Below are 17,239 nucleotides of genomic sequence, written 5' to 3' on the forward strand. Positions count from 1 at the left end.
CGCATGTTCGGCGCGCAACCCATCTAGGCCTCATGATCGACAACCTCTATTCCCGCGAAATCCTGCGCAGCACCACGCAGCTTCAGCACGTCGGTCATCTGGCGACGCCGCAAGGCGTGGCCGATAAGGTCGCCAAGCTGTGTGGCTCTACCATCCATATCGAGCTGAATATGGACGGCGAAGTGATCACTGAATTCGCCCAGCAGGTGCAGGCCTGCGCGCTCGGTCAGGCCAGTGCGGCGATTCTCAGTCAGCATGTCATCGGCGCTACCGCCGCAGAGGTGACAGAAGCGCGCGATGCCCTGCGTCATCTCCTTAAAGGTGAGCCGACAGACTTTCCGCTACGTTTCGAGGATTTGAGAATTCTCTCTTCTGTCAAGGACTTCCCGGCGCGCCACGCCTCGACCCTGCTGGCGTTTGATGCCACAGTTGCGGCTATTTCGTCACGCTTGTAAAATTAAATGTCAGGTTGTGCTCTGACGCGCTTGCCATTCAGGCGAAAATAAGCTCCATAATATCCCTAACGCGGGGGCGGATATTTGCAGGGTTGACGCGGTTCAACTTTTTCTCCATTCGATGGCACATGACCGCTCTTTACGAACGTTCCGTGCGTGCGGCGCTGAGGGCCTACAAGCTCACATTGTCGCCCTATATCGGTCAGGGCTGCCGTTTCCGGCCGACCTGTTCGGAATATACTGCTGAAGCCATGATTATCCACGGCCCTATAAAAGGATCATGGATGGGGTTTAAGCGTATCTGTCGCTGTCGGCCGGGGGGCGGCAGCGGCTACGATCCGGTTCTGCCGAAGGAACCCAAAGAGTAAGGTCTGGTGTGGCGTTTTCGCGGCACATCAAACCCGGTTTCGTGCTGGTTTTCCAAGACCACATCGAAACCTTATTATATTTATTGCGCGATGAAGCCCGCCGTAAGGGCTACAGGTCGCGAGACGAGAGTGACTAAGATGATGATAGACTTGACGTTTCCCGATGGCGCCGTTCGCAGCTTCGACAGGGGGACAACCGGCAGGGCCATTGCCGAAAGCCTGTCAAAATCGCTGGCGAAGAAGGCCGTTCTGATCAAGCTCGATGGTACGCTGCTTGATCTCGACCGGCCACTGGAAGAGGGGGGGGCTTTGGAAATCTTGACGCGCGACGCCCCTGAGGCGCTCGAAGTCATACGTCACGACACGGCCCACATCCTGGCCGAGGCGGTTCAGGAACTGTTCCCGAATACGCAGGTGACCATCGGGCCATCGATCGAGGACGGCTTTTATTACGATTTCGCCCGCGACGAGCCTTTCAGCACCGACGACTTCGCCAAAATCGAAGCCAAGATGAAAGAGATCGTCGACCGCGACGAGAAGATCGTGCGCGAGGTCTGGGACCGCGACGACGCCATCAAACATTTCGAAATCGATCGGTGAGGCCTACAAGGCCGAGATTATTCGGGATCTGCCGGGTACGGAAACCATCACCATGTATCGCCACGGCGATAGCTGGAAGGATCTGTGCCGCGGGCCGCACCTGCCGTCGTCGAAGTTCATCGGCAAGGCCTTCAAGCTGACCAAGCTAGCCGGCGCCTACTGGCGCGGCGACCACAACAATGCGCAATTGCAGCGCATCTATGGTACGGCCTGGGCCACGGATGCTGATCTCGAAGCCTATATCACCCGCATCGAGGAAGCCGAAAAGCGCGATCACCGCAAGATCGGTCGCGCCATGGATCTATTCCACATGCAGGAAGAGGGTCGCGGCATGGTGTTCTGGCACCCCAAGGGCTGGCAGCTTTGGCGCACGCTTGAGGCCTATATGCGCCGCCGTCTCGATGATTCCGGCTATGTTGAGGTCAAGACGCCGCAGGTGCTTGATCGTTCCTTCTGGGAAAAGTCCGGTCACTGGGAAAAGTATCGCCCCAACATGTTCGTCTGCGAAACGGTTGAAGCTGAAACGCTTTCGCTCAAGCCGATGAACTGCCCCGGCCACGTCCAGATCTTCAAGGTCGGTTTGCGTTCCTATAAGGAACTGCCGATGCGCATGGCCGAATTCGGCGCCTGTCACCGCTATGAGCCGTCGGGTTCGCTGCACGGTCTGATGCGCGTGCGCGGCTTCACGCAGGACGATGCCCACATCTTCTGCCGCGAAGACCAGATCGTTGAGGAAACCGAGAAGTTCGTGCGCCTGACCCGCATGATCCACGCCGATCTCGGCATGGAAACGGCTTATATCAACCTGGCCACGCGCCCTGAAAACCGCGCCGGTTCGGATGAATTCTGGGACAAGGCCGAAGGCATGCTGGCGGAAGCCGCGCGTCAGGCCGGCGTCGAGGTGGTGATCGCCGAAGGCGACGGCGCCTTCTATGCGCCCAAGCTCGATTTCATTGTCAAGGACGCCATCGGCCGCGAATGGACCTGCGGCACCCTGCAACTCGACTATGTGTTGCCCGAACGTCTCGATGCCGAATATGTCGCCGAAGACGGTTCGCGCCAGCGTCCGGTCATGCTTCACCGCGCGATCTTAGGCTCGTTCGAGCGCTTCATCGGCATCATGATCGAAAACTACGCAGGCAAGTTCCCGATCTGGTTGGCCCCCGTTCAGGTCGTCATCGCGCCGATCACCTCGGACGCCAATCCTTACGCGGAGACCGTCGCGGCGGCCCTGCGCAAGGCGGGCCTGCGCGTCGATACCGATCTGCGCAATGAAAAGATCAATTACAAGGTGCGCGAGCACTCGCTGGCCAAGGTGCCGGTGATCGCCGTCGTCGGTCGCAAGGAAGCCGAAACGGGCGAAGTCGCCCTGCGTTTCCTCGGCTCCGAAGGCCAGACCATTCTGAGCGTGGCGGATGCCGTCGCGCGCCTGTCGGCAGAAGCCACGCCCCCAGATCTAAGGACACGTGACGCATGAACCATCTGCCGCCCTCCATCATCGACATGCTCAAGGAGCGCAAGCTCGCCACCAGTGAGGCGAATTACTTCGTCCAGCATCTGGACTTGGGGGGCGATGCGAATGCGGCAGACGGCATCACGGTCATCATGATCGTTTTCCATACTGGCAAAGTGTTGTTTGACAGCATAAACCGGGTGATGAACGATCCGCATGTGACCCAGTTTATTATTATCGACAATGGTTCATCCGAGAAGGTCGCACAGATGCTGCGTGACCTTAAGGAAGATCATGATCACATCCTGCTGGTTCAGGGGCATGGCAATATTGGTTTTGGCCGCGCTGCCAATCTGGGCGCTATCCTCGCCAATCAGCCGTGGCTGGTTTTCCTTAATCCGGACGCCATGCTGCAGCATGATTGCACACGCCGCCTGATCGAGGCGGCCAGGAATCAGCCGTCGCCCTGCATCGTCGGTGCGCGTCTCCTGAACCCCGATATGAGCGAGCAGCGCGGTGCCAGACGCGGCGAGGTAACGCCGGTGACAACACTCGTGTCACTGCTGCATCTTTTCAAATGGATACCGGCCTTGCAAAAGTACGAAATTCACTATGAGGATCAGCCGCTACCGGCGGGCCCTGCGCCTGTCCCGACGATTTCCGGTGCCTGTTTCGCGGTCTCGAAGCGAGATTTCGCCCGTTTGAAAGGCTTTGACAGCAATTTCTTCCTGCATGTTGAGGACGTTGACCTGTGCTGGCGTGCTCGTGAGATGGGCGGCACGGTTTTGTTCCATCCTCAGGCTGAGGTGGTTCACGAAGGTCATACCTCGCGCGTCGAACCGATGTTTGTCGAACGTAACAAGGGCAATGGCCTGACCTACTATTTCAAGAAGCGCGCCAAGGGTAAGGGGATATGGCGCATGGCCTATGTCTGGCTGCTGTCGCCCGTGATCGTATCCGTGTCGGTGGCGCGTGCCATGACCCGCAAGCGCCTTAGGGACGATGAGGATAGCGATCTGCCGGCCGAATAAGGCCTGCTATTTACTGACAGTGGGCGTGTTGCTGTAAAGCGTCAGCGCCTGATCATGGCCATTATAGTTATGACCTTTGATCTGGCTGACCGCGTGCGGAACGATACCGGCAGCCTTGGCTTCCGCCTGAAACGCCTTTTCAAACTTCGATTCAACAAAGACTGGCCGGCCTTCCCGCAGGGCGGCGACGGCGCCTTTGGCGTCTTCGTTGAGCAACTCCGTTTTGGTGCCCATAGCGAAGACGAAGCTCGGTTCGGCATAGCCGATGATGGCCACCGGCCCGGGCGCTACGCCTTGGCGCGGATCGAGATGCGCCGTCACCAGCGCCGTCTCCAGCATCTTTGAAATCCACAATGGCTTCAGATGCGCAAGCTCGCTGACGAAGCTGAGATGCGTCAATATGCCGGCCGCCAGCAGGAAAGCGAAACCGGCACGCTGGCGATTGCGCCACATCAGCCAGCCACCGAGGACAGCAAGTGCAAGCGCCGACGACACCACGGCGACGACGAAAATCAGGGCATCGGAGGCGCCGTAGAGATGGTAGCCGGCGATGGCGATCACGGAGATCACCAGCCCGCCGATGGTTCCTGCGGTGACATTTAGCGCCTTGGCCCAGGTCTTCAACGGCACATCCATCGAGACGGCGCACAGCCAGATCAAGGCGCCAAAAGCCGGCAGGGTGTAGTGCGGCAGCTTGGTCGGCGACAGCTCGAAGATGATAAAGGCCGGCAGGAACCAGGCGATGGCAAAGCGTATGGCCGCCTCATGCCGACGCGAGATCGCCGTCTGCAGCGCGCCGCCGAGGAACCAGGCCGCCGGGAACAGGGTAATGGGCAACAGGGCCAGATGGTAGCCCGGCCAGCCGCCATGGCCTTCGGAGCCGCCGCTGATCTTGTCGGCGAAATCCTTGCCAACCGCCCCGACCCAGAACTGGCCGTCGGTGGCCACGGTGATCGCCATAAACCACGGGCCGCAGATGAGCAGGACAAGGATCAGACCCCAGCCCGAGCTTAGATTGCGCGCCCAGCGCACCTTGCGGTCCCAGGCAAAGAGCGTCAGCAGGGTTGCGGCCAGTATCATCGGGCCGATGATGATCTTGATCAGGATAGTGCCGGCGACCGCCAACCAGAACACCAGCTTAAGCCAGGGCATTTTCGGCCGCGGATCATCCATGCCGAGGTCACGGGTGCGCAGGTAGATCTGCGCCAGCGACGCCATCATCAGGGTCACCAGCCCGCACTGAACGGCGTCGGTCTTGGCCCAGAAGGCTTCTGTCGACAGCATGAAGGTAACGGCGAAAAGAAGCCCGGCCTTGGTGCCTATTCGGGTGCCGAAGGCATAGGAAGCGCCCCAGGCGCAGGCAAACGCCGCCAGCGCTGCGCCGAGCAGCGAGGGCAGGCGGTAAGGAAAGATATCGCGTTTGGCCACCTTGGAGGTCAGTTTGACGGCCGCCACCTGCAGCCAATGGATGCCGACCGGCTTCTTGTAGCGTGGCACCTCCTGCACGTTGATTTTGATAAAGTCGTGCGTTTCCATCATTTGCGCCGAGGCCTGCACGAAACGCAACTCATCTCGGTCGAGCGGCGGCAGCATAAGGGCGCAGGGCAGGGCGACGATAAATGCGAGCAGGGCGGCCAGCAGCGGCCCGCGTCGGCCCTTCGAGGCCATGCGGACAAAGGGGCCTTGCAGAAGCTGGATCATGCCTTGTAAAGTGATGCCGGCCATGAAACCCCTCAAAGACCGCGACAGCTTGCGGGCGATAACTATTTACGTCAGCGGTCAAAGAGCCTATGACGGCTCAAAACCCAATGGGTTTCAAGCCTTTGCCCTAACTCCCGATACGAGCTTCACATGCCTGTAACCGTCTCTGCCGTGGTGCCCGTCTATAACGAAGAAGGCGCTTGCGTACAAGTCGCCAGAGAAATCGAGGCGGAGTTTTCAAAGCTCTTCGGCGTCGGTGGCTACGAGATCCTCATGGTCGATGACGCTAGCCGCGACGACACCCACGCGCGTCTGGTGGCGGCGAAGGCCGATATCCTGGCTTTGCGCGTGCTGCGTCACGAAAAGAACGTCGGCAAGAGCGGCGCCATGCGCAGCGGTTTTTTCGCGGCAAAGGGCGATATTGTCGTCACGCTCGACGGCGACGGTCAGAATCCGGCGGCCGATGCCGCCCGCATGGCGAAAATCCTGAGTGAGGCGGCGCCGGATATCGGCATGGTGGCCGGTCAGCGTCGCAATCGTCAGGATACGGCGTCAAAGAAATGGGCGTCGCGCTGGGCCAACAGCATCCGCAAGAGACTGCTCAACGACAAGGCCGATGACACAGGCTGCGGCCTGAAAGCCTTGCGTCGTGAGGTTTTCCTGCGTCTGCCCTACTTCGATCAGATGCACCGCTACCTGCCATCGCTGGTGACGCGGGAAGGCTTTGAAATTTTATTTGAACCTGTCGATGATCGCTTACGTACCACAGGTCAGTCCAAATATACCAATATCGGACGTTTAGCTGTAGCGCTTTCTGATTTACCGGGTGTAATGTGGTTAAATCGTCGTTTACGTCGGCCTGGATACGTCAGTGAAAGCTGAAACGGCATAAAGGGAGAAGTTGTATGGCTATCGACCGCGATCTCATTGCTCAGGAAGCGGCTATCGGCATGTACGATAAACAACCGCCGGCCACAGAGCACAAGAAGGGGTTCAGCTTGCTTACCGCATTTCCTTTATTGGTTATACCGTTCGCCGTTTACAATATTCTGGCGCTGTTTTCGCTTTTTGGCGGCACCGATCCGGCGTCGGCCTATAACGCTTCGACGCAGATACTGATTAATATGCCCATGCCGTCGCCTGGTACGCGCTGGGCCATCAGCATTGGCGATATCATCCTCTTCGGGGCCCTGATCTGTCTGTTTTTTGAACTGCTCAAATCGACCAAGTCCGACAGCGTCGCCATCGTCAACCACTCGCTGTCGATGGTGTTGTTTATTGTTTCTTTGGTCGAGTTCCTGCTCTTCCGGCCCTTTGCCACCTCGATTTTTTTCCTGCTGACCTTCATGACGCTGATGGACGTTCTGGCCGGCTTTATTGTCACAGCCATCTCGGCGCGCAAGGATATCGACTTCGGCCACTAAGCTCGGACAGCTTTCAAGATCACGAACCCCGTCGGAGCTGCCGGCGGGGTTTTGTCTTACCCCTATCGAGGGCAGGTCTCGTCCGTGCGTAACGTGAGTACCGATACGCCGGACGCTGTCACGGCCACAGTATGTTCAAACTGCGCTGACAATCCGCCGTCCTTTGTCTTGATAGTCCAGCCGTCCGCTTCGGTTTTTACACCGCGCCGGCCTTGATTAAGCATCGGCTCGATCGTGAAAACCATGCCTTCACGTAGCATCAGCCCTGTTCCCGGTTTGCCAAAGTGAAGGATTTGCGGATCTTCGTGCATATCCCGACCGATGCCGTGGCCGCAATAATCATGCACCACGGAATAGCCGTTGCGTTTGGCGTGGCGCTCAATCGCCCAGCCAATATCACCAAGTCGTGCGCCGGGGCGCACCGCCTTAATGCCCATACACATCGCTTCATAGGTAGTGCTTACCAGTCGACTGGCTGCCGGCTTTACCGCGCCGATGAGATAGGTTTTGCTCGAATCCGCGATAAAACCGTTCTTTTCAAGCGTGATGTCAAGATTGACGATATCGCCGTCCTTAAGGATAGCCGACGCAGATGGCACGCCATGGCAGACCACATCGTTGATGGAGGAGTTTAGCGCAAATCCATAGCCATATTGCCCCTTGCTGGCCGGTCGGGCCTGCAGGTCATCCACTATGTAGCGCTCGACCATGGTATCCACATCCAGCGTGGACAGGCCTGCCAGAGAAACTCTATCCAGAAACCCAAAAACGGATGCCAAAAGGCGGCCCGATTCAGACATCAGCCGCACCTCTTCTGGGCTCTTGATCATGCCGCGCTGTCCGAAAGGGCGGGGGCTGTTACGCCAGCGGCCTTGAGTTCACGCTGCACAATATCCTGGAAGCTTAAGCTGGGATTGGTTTCGCACAGCATGCCCATCCTGATCCAGTAGGTGGCCTGGGCGTTGATCGAGCGCAGCGAAACCGTACTCGCTCTGCGCAACTGATCGTGCAACTCGTCATCAATATTTACAATACCCATGGACCATTCTCATATATGATTCGTATATGAAACATATATTTTCTTGCGGGATAATCCAGTGATTATGCTTAGGCGGTGTCTATCCAAACACGGCGAAGATCAGTGTCACGGTGAAGATATCAAAGGCGCGCGTCGCGAAGCGCGTCCACTGGCCGCGGCTTTTGTGGGCTTTTGTAAAGGAAAACACGTAAGGCTCCGCTGGTAAGGAGCCTTGCACTCTGCAAAGAGCGTGCCGCTAAAATAGTGTTAGATTTCAGTCTTGGTGACGCGGCCTGGCTGCGGCCGGCGGTCGTTCGGGCCGGAATATTCCGACTTGAGATAGGTCGATTTTGCCCGCCCGAGTGTTTCGGGGCCGCCGCGCAGACCGCGTTTCTCGCCGCCACTCAACATTTGCGCCGCGTAGGTCGCATCCTCGGCTTCGGTAGCCGCGCGGCGTTTGCGGCCGCGCGGCGTATAGCCGGGCTCGTGCTCGATGACGGGACCGGCAGGCACCGGTAATTTGCTATCAGAACTCATAGGCATAACCTACAGCATCTTTGCTAAAAAACTATGTGGAGGTGCGACTGTCGCGCACATGGTGAACAGTCGCTGTATCACCTAGCCTTTTGAAGCCAACTGGTCGATCTGGGCCTTCATGGCTTCCATCTGCTGACGCAGTTCGCGTACCTGATCGGTTTCAGGCTTGGCGGCAGGGGCGCTTTCCGATGGTGCGGCGTAATCCGGTGCGGCTGCGCCCGTCTGACCGGCTGTGTTGGCGAACGAGAACGGCGAGAACATACGCATGGCACGATCGAACATGGCCAGGTTTTGCGACACCTGCTCATCGAAGAAGCCGAGGCCGGGCGTGCCGCCAAAAGCGGTTGAGAATTGCGAGCGGAAGCGCTCCTGCTGCTTGGCGAAACCATCGAGCGACATTTCAAGGTAGGTCGGCAGCAGGTTCTGCATGCTGTCGCCATAGAAGCTGATGAGCTGGCGCAGGAACTGGATCGGCAGCAGGTTCTGGCCGTGGCTCTCTTCTTCAAAGATGATCTGCGCCAGAACGGTGCGGGTGATGTCGTCGCCGCTCTTGGCGTCATAGACCACGAAGTCAACGCCCTGACGGACCATGTCCGACAGGTTGTCGAGCGTGACGTAGGAGCTGGTGGCAGTATTGTACAAACGCCGGTTGGCGTATTTCTTGATGATGACGCGATCGCCTTCGCCGCGTTTTGCCCGTGTCTTGGTCTCTGCCATAGATGCCTCCTGGACTCGTCCTGATGTGTTTATTGCGCTGCAAGCTATGTTGCATTCATTTCGCACCCACAACATAAGCTCTTTTTTGCTTGTGCGTAAAGGGGCTGCGTTGAAATGCCGCAAACGCCTTTAAAACAAGGCCCCACCTATTGTGTCCTGCGCAATAGCGGTTACCGGCGTGTTGCGCTGTTTATTGCGCACAAAAAGTTGAAGGCTTAAGGCTTTGTCATGGCGAATTGGTGCGTGACGCGGCCTTCACGTTAGGGCTCCCATACGGTCATAAAGTGAAACCACTATTCAGGAACCGTCATAACCGTGTAACTTGATTTCGCCTGTCAGGTGTCTTAAGTCCCTTAGCAATAAGTGTTTTCATCTCCGGAAAACGATACCCAGAAGACTACCGTAAAAACTACCAAGGAAACCCAATATGTCCGTTAATGAAGTCGTTATCGTCTCCGCCGCCCGCACACCCGTGGGCTCTTTCCTTGGCAGTTTCGCCGCCATTCCCGCGCATGATCTGGGCGCCCATGCCATCAAGGCTGTGATCGAGCGCGCCGGTCTTCAGCCAGCGGACATCAACGAAGTCATTCTCGGCCAGGTTTTGCAGGCCGCGCAAGGGCAGGGGCCGGCGCGTCAGGCTTCGGTCAAGGCAGGCGTGCCTTATGAAGCCCCGGCCTGGTCGCTCAACCAGATCTGCGGTTCCGGCCTGCGCGCGGTCGCTCTGGGAGCAGCCCAGGTCGCGCTCGGTGAAAGCGCCATTGTCGTTGCCGGTGGTCAGGAAAGCATGTCGATGGCGACTCATGCCGCCTATATCCGCGCCGGCCAGAAGATGGGCGATCTCTCCATGATCGACACCATGATCAAAGACGGCCTGTGGGACGCCTTCAACAACTACCACATGGGCCAGACGGCCGAGAACATCGCCACGAAGTTCGGCATTTCGCGTCAGGAACAGGATGAGTTCGCTGTCGCCTCGCAAAATAAGGCCGAGGCTGCGCAGAAGGCCGGCAAGTTTGACGCCGAAATTGCGCCCTATACCATCAAGGGTCGCAAAGGGGATACGGTCGTCGACAAGGATGAATTCATTCGTCACGGCGTCACCATCGACAGCATTTCCGGTCTCAAGCCGGCCTTCAACAAGGAAGGCACCGTCACTGCCGCCAACGCTTCTGGCCTCAACGACGGCGCTGCCGCCGTGGTGCTGATGTCGCGCGCCGAAGCCGACAAGCGCGGCCTCAAGCCGTTGGCCCGAATTGTGTCTTCCGGCATTTCCGGTGTCGATCCGGCTATCATGGGCACCGGCCCGATCCAGGCCACGCTCAAGGCTCTGGCCAAGGCTAACTGGTCGGTCGGCGATCTCGACCTGATCGAAGCCAACGAAGCCTTCGCTGCGCAGGCCATTTCGGTCAATCGTGAACTCGTCTGGGATGTCAGCAAGGTCAATGTCAACGGCGGCGCGATCGCCATTGGTCACCCGATCGGCGCTTCCGGCGCCCGCGTTCTGGTGACCCTGCTGCACGAAATGCAGCGTTCCGGCGCGAAAAAGGGCCTCGCCACGCTGTGTATCGGCGGCGGCATGGGTGTCGCTTTGGCCGTTGAATCAATTTAAAAAATTTTACAGAGAGGGATTTTCTTATGGGTAGAGTAGCACTGGTCACCGGTGGCACGCGCGGTATTGGCAAGGCGATTGTCAAGCGCTTGAAGGATGCCGGCCTGACGGTCGCGGCGGGTTACGCCGGTAACGAAGAGGCGGCGCGGAAGATCGCCGAAGAATATGGCGTCACTATCGTCAAGGGCAGCGTCGACAATTTCGATGATTGCGCCCGCGCCGTGAAAGAGGTCGAGGCCAAGCTCGGTCCTATCGAAGTACTGGTCAACAATGCCGGCATCACACGCGATGGTTTCTTCCACAAAATGTCGAAAGAGCAGTGGCAGGACGTCATCCACACCAATATGGACAGCGTGTTCAACATGACGCGCCAAGTCATCGAAGGCATGCGAGAGCGCGGTTACGGCCGCATCATCAATATCTCGTCGATCAATGGCCAAAAGGGCCAGGCGGGCCAGACCAACTATTCGGCCGCCAAGGCCGGCATGATCGGTTTTACCAAGGCTTTGGCGATGGAATCGGCCAACAAGGGCATCACGGTCAATTGCGTGGCGCCGGGCTATACCAGCACCGAAATGGTCTCCGCCATTGCCGCGCCCGTTCTGGAAAAGATCGTTGCCGGTATTCCCGTCGGCCGTCTGGGTACGCCGGAAGAAGTCGCCGAAATCTGCGCCTTCCTGGCCTCCGACATGGCGTCGTTTATTACGGGGGCCACCATCGCCGTCAACGGCGGCCAACACATGCTCTAAGCACGCTCTGGTGGTCTGCAAAGTATCATCGTTTTGCGCGCCCTTGCTCGTGTACCAAAGTACACGTCGCGGCAGGTGCTCAAACGTTAATACTTTCGTCTCACCATAGCGGCTTAGCCGCCGGTAATAGGATTTTAGAGGCGCTTGCGATCTCGCAGGCGCCTTTTTTGTATACGTTTTTCGCCTTAATTTATGTCGAAGCGCGTCTTAAATCTGCCCAAGTCGGACCTTAGACATCAACTCAATGAAGAAGTCCCCGGCACACCTCCTGATACAACTCTTAAGCGCCCTGATCCTGACGATCTGCGTAGCCCAATCCGGCACCGCGATGGCGGAAGGGCCGCGTTCGCTCAAAGAAGCCATGTTCGGCAAGAAGGGCAAGGATGCGAAATCGTCCTCGGCTCCCTCAGTGGCGCACTTTACCTCTGAAGATGGCGAAAGCTTCGTCCTCGATCAGTCTGGAAAAAGCGTCTTTGTCCGCTTCGATGGCGACGATGAAGTCTGGCTCCTGACCCCAACTCAAGGTCCCAAGGGCGATGTCATCTACAAAAATGATGTCGGTGAGCCGGTTCTGAAATCGACGCGCTGGGGCGGCATGATCCTGTTCAGCGATGACCGCCCGACCGGCGATCCAGTGGCTGTCACCGGCAAGGCCGAATCCTTTACACCCGGAAAGATGTCGCCGGGTCTGTTGTTTCAATCCCTGGTGCGCGCCAGCCGGCGTGTCAGCCTGGCCGTAGGCCGCAATTTCCGTTTCGATGCCCCGGATGTGACGCCCGGCGCCGATTACCTCTATGCCGACGCCGCCGATGTCACCGCTCAGGCGCTGGTGCGCGTGTCCCAGCAGAATCGCGGCCGCAAGATCCTTGAGCCCATCCGCTCGGTTGAGTTTGTCGAAGGACGGCCGCCGAGCGCCACCGTGCAAAATGGTGTGCTGGTGATGAAGCTCGATACCTCGCGCGGCACCTGGGGCGGTCGAGTTTCCTCCAAGCGCATCTTCAATGTGGTGTTGGCCAGCTACACAGCCGGCGGACGCTAAAACCGGTCTTTTGCCTTGCGCAACTCGCCAAATTTCGCAGCCTGCGCGGCAAAATCCTTTTCCCGTAACGGATAGACCAGAAACGGATTGGTCGCCTTTTCCTCAGCCACGGTCGACGGGACGGTCGGTTCGCCGCGGTCACGCAAGGCACGGATCGTGGCGGCGCGTGCGGCCAAAGTGGCGTCTTCTCCAAGAACTTCTCGGCAAATTTCAAATTCGACATAGTATATTCGTGGGCGCTGTAGAGGATCGTCTCCTCCGGCAGATCGGCGATGCGTTGCAGGCTGGCCCACATCTGCTCTTGCGTGCCTTCGAACAGCCGGCCACAGCCGAGCGGAAACAGGGTGTCGGCTATAAAGGAATTGCCGCCCGTGCGATCGACGTAGCCGATATGGCCGAGCGTATGGCCGCCCAGATCGATGACCTCCAGGCGCGTTTCACCAAGCATAAAGACATCGCCGGGCTTTAGCACTTCATCGAGCGGTGCGATGCGCGTCACTTCCTGCGGGCCATGGATCGTGGCGCCGAAGCGCTTTTTCAAAAGTGCGTTGCCACCGGTATGATCGGGGTGCCAGTGGGTGTTGAGGATATGATCGAGTTGGTCCCAGCCCAACGTGTTCAGCCGTTCGGTGATGGCGCGTGGTTCAGGCGCATCGATGATCGCCACCTGGCCGCTGGTCTCATCCTTGAGCAGGAAGCCGTAATTGTCCTGCAGGGCGGGGAAGGTGTCGATGATCAGGGACATGGTATTTTAGGCCGATCTTAGGATTTACACTGATAATTTCCCGAAACGGGTCTATATCTTACAGGCTGTAGCCTCATAAGGGAAATTCTTGCGTCGTCCGGTCCAAGACCTCAACCGATTTTACACATCGCCCGAAGGGCTGGTAGCCAAACGCCTGATCGCGCGCAAGCTGGCCGAGGCCTGGCCCGATGTGCGCGGTCTCGATGTGTTGGGTCTTGGCTACTGCACGCCCTATCTTGATCATTTCAATGAGGCGCGCCGCGTCCTTTCGGCCATGCCGGCGGCGCAAGGCGCCGAAATCTGGCCCGCCGATATGCGTGTCCGCACCACGCTTGTCGAGGAAGAGGCTCTGCCGTTCCCGACCGGGCTGTTCGATCGCATCCTGATGGTGCATGCGCTGGAAGAATTGCCCACGCCACAAGGCCTTCTGCTCGAAGCCTCGCGGCTTCTGGCGCCCAATGGCAAGCTGATCCTCGGCGTGGCGGCGCGTGGCGGCTTTTGGGCCCATGCTGAAAAGACGCCCTTCGGCTACGGCCAGCCCTATAGTCGGCTGCAACTGGAAAGCGCGCTGCGTGACGCCGAGCTGGAACCGCTGGCCTGGTCCTATGCTCTTTATGCACCGCCCTTGCGCAGCCTTTTGCGCTGGGCAGGGGCGCTGGAAAACGTGTTGCCGCGCATCTGGCCGCTGACCGGCGGGCTCATACTTATGGAGGCGGGGCGCCGTCCGTTCGTGGCCCACACGCCGCGGCCGCAGAAATCGATCCTGCAGGAACTGCGTGGTGTGCTGACACCGCCGCAGCCGGTGCCGACCTCAAGGCTCCCCCATAAGGATCACGAAATCGCGTAAAGTGGCGATTTCAGGTTTGCCGGTCGGGCAATTCTGGGCCATAGAAACGGCATGAAACAGCTTATTCTCATGCGCCATGCCAAGGCGGAAAAAGACTCCGAATCCGGTGAGGATTTCGATCGTGTTCTGGCGCCACGCGGTCGCGAAGAGGCACGCAGCGTCGCCGAGGCCCTGAAAGCCTATGGCGTAAAGCCTGATTTCGCTCTGGTTTCCAGCGCTGCCCGTACGCAGGGCACGTTTGAGGAGGTCAAGGCGGTGCTCGGTGATATTCCGGCGCTGGTCTCGGAAGATTTCTATAATGCGGGCTCCGAAGCGCTGCGCCGCGCGGTCGAGGCGCACGAAAACGATGGCCAGTGCCTGATCGTGGTGGCGCATAATCCTGGCCTGCAATATCTCGTAGCCGAATATCTCTTTGAAGGTGCGGCGGGACCGGACATCACCGACAAGGTGCGCGGCAATTATCCCACGGCCACGGCCACGGTTTTCGAAATCGATGCGGCGGGCCGTCCGATCTATGACGGCATCTATCTGGCGAAATAATCATGATCTACACCCTCGCCACTCAAGCCCTGCACATTTTACCGCCGGAAGACGCGCACACCCTGACGGTGCTGCTGCTCAAGGCTGGCCTGGGGCCTGTTTCACACCTCAGCACGCCGGAACTGGCGATTGAGGTCGCCTTTGACGGCGGGATATTGCGCTTCCCCAACTGCATCGGGCTGGCGGCGGGGTTTGATAAAAACGCCGATGTGCCGGTGGCCATGACGCGCGCCGGTTTCGGTTTCGCCGAATGCGGTACAGTGACGCCCCTGCCGCAGGGCGGAAATCCCAAGCCGCGGTTGTTCCGGTTGACAGAGGATCAGGCGGTCATCAATCGCATGGGCTTCAACAACAAGGGGCTCGAAGTCTTCTCGCGCCATCTGGAGCCGGTTCATGCGCGACGTAAAAAGCCAGTGGTGGGGCTGAATATCGGCGCCAATAAGGACGCGACCGACCGCATGGCAGATTACGTCACCGGTCTGAAGCGCCTGTGGGGGCTGGGCAGCTATTTCACCATCAACATCTCATCGCCTAATACGCCGGGTCTGCGCGCGCTTCAGGGCAAGTCGCATCTCGATGACCTGCTGGGGCAGATCGCCGAAACCCGCGCGGCTCTGGTCAAGGCGTCGGGCGTCAACTACCCGATCTTTCTCAAAATCGCGCCGGATCTCGATGACAGCGAAATCGAGGATACGGTGGCTTCGACCTTGGCGCACAAGCTGGATGGCCTGATTGTTTCCAATACCACCTTGTCGCGTGACGGTCTCATCTCCGCCCATGCGTCAGAAAGCGGCGGCATGTCGGGCGCGCCGTTGTTCGAGCTGTCGACTCGGGCGTTGCGGGTTGCCTATGCAGCGTCGGGCGGCAAACTGGTGCTGATCGGCGCCGGTGGGGTGTCGTCGGGTGCACAGGCCTATGCCAAGATTCGCGCCGGCGCCTCGCTGGTCCAGCTCTATTCGGCTTTGGTCTACAAGGGGCCACGTCTGGCGGACGAGGTGCGCCGCGATCTGGTGTCGCGCCTGAAAGCCGATGGTTTCCGTTCGGTGTCCGAAGCGGTTGGGGCGGGCTAATCCTCCAGAGCGTTGGCTGTCAGCCGCGCCAGCGCGCAGACAAACAGCGCCCAGATCAGCGAATTCTGCGACAGAATAAAGCTTTCCGACAAGATCAGGAAGCTGAACAGTAGCAGGATCAACACCGAGAAAAAGCCATCCTTGACGCGGGCGAAGCGGAAGAGCGCGCAGAAAAAGCCTGCCGCCAGCACCAGTCCGAACATGATGACACCGACCCAGCCAAGCTGAATCAGCAGGTCGAGCCAGCCATTATGCGCCGAAGGCACGTCCCAGTGGGTTTCGGCCCGCACCACGGCGGCCGGCACAGAGCTCGGCGTCCAGAAGGCCTTGTAACCGTAGCCAAGCCACGGATGTTTGTCGGACAGTCGCATCAGTGATGCCCAGATTTCGGTGCGGCCCGTCAGAGTTCGGGTCTTTGCCGAGCGCCTTGAAGATCACCTCGGGCGCGACATAGAAGAGCGTGCCGCCGACCAGGGCAGCTGTGGCCGCCAGCCAGACAAAGATGACGCTGAGCACGCCGCCGCGTTGCAAGGCCATCAGGACAGGAATGGCGAGCGCGCTGGCCATGCAGGCGAGCAGCGAGGTTTTGGAGCGCGACAGGATGACCAGTACGAAGATGGTGATGGCCAGTCCGATCCACATCCTGCGGCGTTCCGGCGAAATATAGGCTGAGGCGCAGGCGGCGATAAAGCCCAGCACCATCATGGCGGCCATCTGGTTCTTTTCGTACCACACGCCTTTCCACGCGCCGGCGTTGATATCGTTATGAATGCCAAGCGAGGGCACGCAGATGCAGACGAAAAAGGAACCAAAAGCCAGAAGCGCGAAGCTGAAAGCGATGATCTGCACAAGGTCTTCGCCGCGATAACGGGCGGCGAGATAGAGGCCGAAGATCGTGGTGACGGCGACCGCAATGGTGCGCCGGGAGGTGATATCGGCGGCGATCGACCAGTAGCTCGAGGCCAGACATAAGCCGACCAGTAGCCCGGTCATGAACAGGCCCGGCAGAATGCACATAAAGCGGGTCAGCCGAAAGGCGGCCAGCGCCAGAGTGACACCATAAACCGGCAGCCACATCAGGCGCAAGATAGCGGAATCGCTTTCCGCCGCCGCCGCATCGGTGGTTTGTGGCGCGAACAGCGGGCCGATCAGGGCGTTTGAGAACATCAGGATACAGAAGATGGTCAGCGCGACTTCGGCATAGACAAGGATCTGCTCCCAGGTCAGCGCCTTCGTGGCAAGGGCCAGCGATCGCGTCTCTCGGCGCTGGGAGTCATCACGGCGGGCAGGCGTAGTTACGGGCATGGAACCTGAAAGTGGCGGCTCCACGTCTGGA

Annotated in this window: 19 protein-coding genes and 2 pseudogenes; 12 read left to right on the forward strand and 9 right to left on the reverse strand. The window is 58.9% G+C overall.

Annotation, left to right across the window (positions count from 1 at the left end; genetic code table 11):
- The first annotated feature begins 32 nt into the window (after positions 1 to 32).
- The 4 genes and pseudogenes from ABQ278_RS05085 to ABQ278_RS05100 all read left to right on the forward strand — a co-directional run bounded on the left by ABQ278_RS05085 (position 33) and on the right by ABQ278_RS05100 (position 3,907).
- Positions 33 to 455, forward strand: a complete 423-nt coding sequence (locus ABQ278_RS05085; RefSeq protein WP_349321514.1) for an iron-sulfur cluster assembly scaffold protein — start codon at positions 33 to 35, stop codon at positions 453 to 455.
- A 128-nt stretch (positions 456 to 583) separates the two neighbouring features.
- Positions 584 to 823, forward strand: a complete 240-nt coding sequence (gene yidD / locus ABQ278_RS05090) for a membrane protein insertion efficiency factor YidD (RefSeq protein WP_349321515.1) — start codon at positions 584 to 586, stop codon at positions 821 to 823.
- Positions 824 to 964: 141 nt separating this feature from the next.
- Positions 965 to 2,900, forward strand: a pseudogene (gene thrS / locus ABQ278_RS05095) (threonine--tRNA ligase).
- Positions 2,897 to 3,907, forward strand: coding sequence for a glycosyltransferase family 2 protein (locus tag ABQ278_RS05100; RefSeq protein WP_349321516.1), 1,011 nt, complete (start codon positions 2,897 to 2,899; stop codon positions 3,905 to 3,907). The pseudogene thrS and the gene ABQ278_RS05100 overlap by 4 nt, the downstream one beginning before the upstream one ends.
- Before the next feature lie 6 nt (positions 3,908 to 3,913).
- Here the strand turns inward: ABQ278_RS05100 and ABQ278_RS05105 are convergent, their stop codons facing one another.
- Entirely contained in the window at positions 3,914 to 5,632 is a 1,719-nt protein-coding gene (locus tag ABQ278_RS05105) for a glycosyltransferase family 39 protein (protein WP_349321517.1), read from the reverse strand.
- Positions 5,633 to 5,758: 126 nt separating this feature from the next.
- Here ABQ278_RS05105 and ABQ278_RS05110 point away from each other — a divergent pair, with 126 nt between their 5' ends.
- Positions 5,759 to 6,490: a glycosyltransferase family 2 protein gene (locus tag ABQ278_RS05110; RefSeq protein WP_349321518.1), complete on the forward strand. Its 732-nt coding sequence runs from the start codon at positions 5,759 to 5,761 to the stop codon at positions 6,488 to 6,490.
- Between the two features lie 23 nt (positions 6,491 to 6,513).
- Positions 6,514 to 7,032 (forward strand): hypothetical protein, encoded by a 519-nt coding sequence (locus ABQ278_RS05115; RefSeq protein WP_349321519.1) that lies wholly within the window; start codon positions 6,514 to 6,516, stop codon positions 7,030 to 7,032.
- Between the two features lie 62 nt (positions 7,033 to 7,094).
- On the opposite strand, the gene map is transcribed toward ABQ278_RS05115, so the two are convergent.
- The 4 genes from map to phaR form a co-directional block, all read right to left on the reverse strand.
- Positions 7,095 to 7,862, reverse strand: coding sequence for a type I methionyl aminopeptidase (gene map, locus ABQ278_RS05120; protein ID WP_349321520.1), 768 nt, complete (start codon positions 7,860 to 7,862; stop codon positions 7,095 to 7,097).
- Positions 7,859 to 8,071 (reverse strand): ParD-like family protein, encoded by a 213-nt coding sequence (locus ABQ278_RS05125; RefSeq protein ID WP_349321521.1) that lies wholly within the window; start codon positions 8,069 to 8,071, stop codon positions 7,859 to 7,861. Before ABQ278_RS05125 ends, map begins: the two co-directional genes overlap by 4 nt.
- A 246-nt stretch (positions 8,072 to 8,317) precedes the next feature.
- Positions 8,318 to 8,587, reverse strand: coding sequence for a hypothetical protein (locus tag ABQ278_RS05130; protein ID WP_349321522.1), 270 nt, complete (start codon positions 8,585 to 8,587; stop codon positions 8,318 to 8,320).
- A gap of 81 nt (positions 8,588 to 8,668) precedes the next feature.
- Positions 8,669 to 9,304, reverse strand: a complete 636-nt coding sequence (phaR, locus tag ABQ278_RS05135; RefSeq protein WP_349321523.1) for a polyhydroxyalkanoate synthesis repressor PhaR — start codon at positions 9,302 to 9,304, stop codon at positions 8,669 to 8,671.
- A 427-nt stretch (positions 9,305 to 9,731) separates the two neighbouring features.
- On the opposite strand from phaR, the gene ABQ278_RS05140 reads away from it, so the two are divergent.
- From ABQ278_RS05140 to ABQ278_RS05150, 3 genes are all read left to right on the forward strand, one after another.
- The gene (locus ABQ278_RS05140; protein ID WP_349321524.1) at positions 9,732 to 10,913 is read left to right on the forward strand and encodes an acetyl-CoA C-acetyltransferase; all 1,182 of its coding nucleotides are present in this window, start codon (positions 9,732 to 9,734) and stop codon (positions 10,911 to 10,913) included.
- A 26-nt stretch (positions 10,914 to 10,939) separates the two neighbouring features.
- A complete protein-coding gene (phbB, locus tag ABQ278_RS05145; protein WP_349321525.1) occupies positions 10,940 to 11,662 on the forward strand; it encodes an acetoacetyl-CoA reductase in 723 nt (240 codons plus the stop codon).
- 244 nt (positions 11,663 to 11,906) lie between these two features.
- The gene (locus ABQ278_RS05150) at positions 11,907 to 12,701 is read left to right on the forward strand and encodes a DUF4908 domain-containing protein (protein WP_349321526.1); all 795 of its coding nucleotides are present in this window, start codon (positions 11,907 to 11,909) and stop codon (positions 12,699 to 12,701) included.
- On the opposite strand, the gene ABQ278_RS05155 is transcribed toward ABQ278_RS05150, so the two are convergent.
- On the reverse strand, positions 12,698 to 12,994 hold the full coding sequence (locus tag ABQ278_RS05155) for a hydroxyacylglutathione hydrolase C-terminal domain-containing protein (protein WP_349322105.1): 297 nt from the start codon (positions 12,992 to 12,994) through the stop codon (positions 12,698 to 12,700). The genes ABQ278_RS05150 and ABQ278_RS05155 overlap by 4 nt on opposite strands.
- A pseudogene (locus ABQ278_RS05160) lies at positions 12,955 to 13,446 on the reverse strand (MBL fold metallo-hydrolase); the annotation flags it as partial. The gene ABQ278_RS05155 and the pseudogene ABQ278_RS05160, both read right to left, overlap by 40 nt.
- Before the next feature lie 88 nt (positions 13,447 to 13,534).
- Here ABQ278_RS05160 and ABQ278_RS05165 point away from each other — a divergent pair.
- From ABQ278_RS05165 to ABQ278_RS05175, 3 genes are read left to right on the forward strand one after another with little or no spacing between them, the layout of a single operon-like run.
- On the forward strand, positions 13,535 to 14,293 hold the full coding sequence (locus ABQ278_RS05165; RefSeq protein ID WP_349321527.1) for a methyltransferase domain-containing protein: 759 nt from the start codon (positions 13,535 to 13,537) through the stop codon (positions 14,291 to 14,293).
- 51 nt (positions 14,294 to 14,344) lie between these two features.
- A complete protein-coding gene (locus tag ABQ278_RS05170; protein ID WP_349321528.1) occupies positions 14,345 to 14,833 on the forward strand; it encodes a histidine phosphatase family protein in 489 nt (162 codons plus the stop codon).
- A complete protein-coding gene (locus ABQ278_RS05175) occupies positions 14,833 to 15,903 on the forward strand; it encodes a quinone-dependent dihydroorotate dehydrogenase (RefSeq protein WP_349322106.1) in 1,071 nt (356 codons plus the stop codon). Before ABQ278_RS05170 ends, ABQ278_RS05175 begins: the two co-directional genes overlap by 1 nt.
- On the opposite strand, the gene ABQ278_RS05180 is transcribed toward ABQ278_RS05175, so the two are convergent.
- Positions 15,900 to 16,268 carry an O-antigen ligase family protein gene (locus ABQ278_RS05180; RefSeq protein WP_349322107.1) on the reverse strand — a complete coding sequence of 123 codons (369 nt, stop codon included), beginning with the start codon at positions 16,266 to 16,268 and terminating at the stop codon, positions 15,900 to 15,902. The two genes, ABQ278_RS05175 and ABQ278_RS05180, sit on opposite strands and share 4 nt — an antisense overlap.
- Positions 16,153 to 17,208 carry a hypothetical protein gene (locus ABQ278_RS05185; RefSeq protein ID WP_349321529.1) on the reverse strand — a complete coding sequence of 352 codons (1,056 nt, stop codon included), beginning with the start codon at positions 17,206 to 17,208 and terminating at the stop codon, positions 16,153 to 16,155. Before ABQ278_RS05185 ends, ABQ278_RS05180 begins: the two co-directional genes overlap by 116 nt.
- Positions 17,209 to 17,239 lie beyond the last annotated feature (31 nt).

Source organism: Asticcacaulis sp. MM231, from assembly GCF_964186625.1.
Classification (GTDB): Bacteria; Pseudomonadota; Alphaproteobacteria; order Caulobacterales; family Caulobacteraceae; genus Asticcacaulis.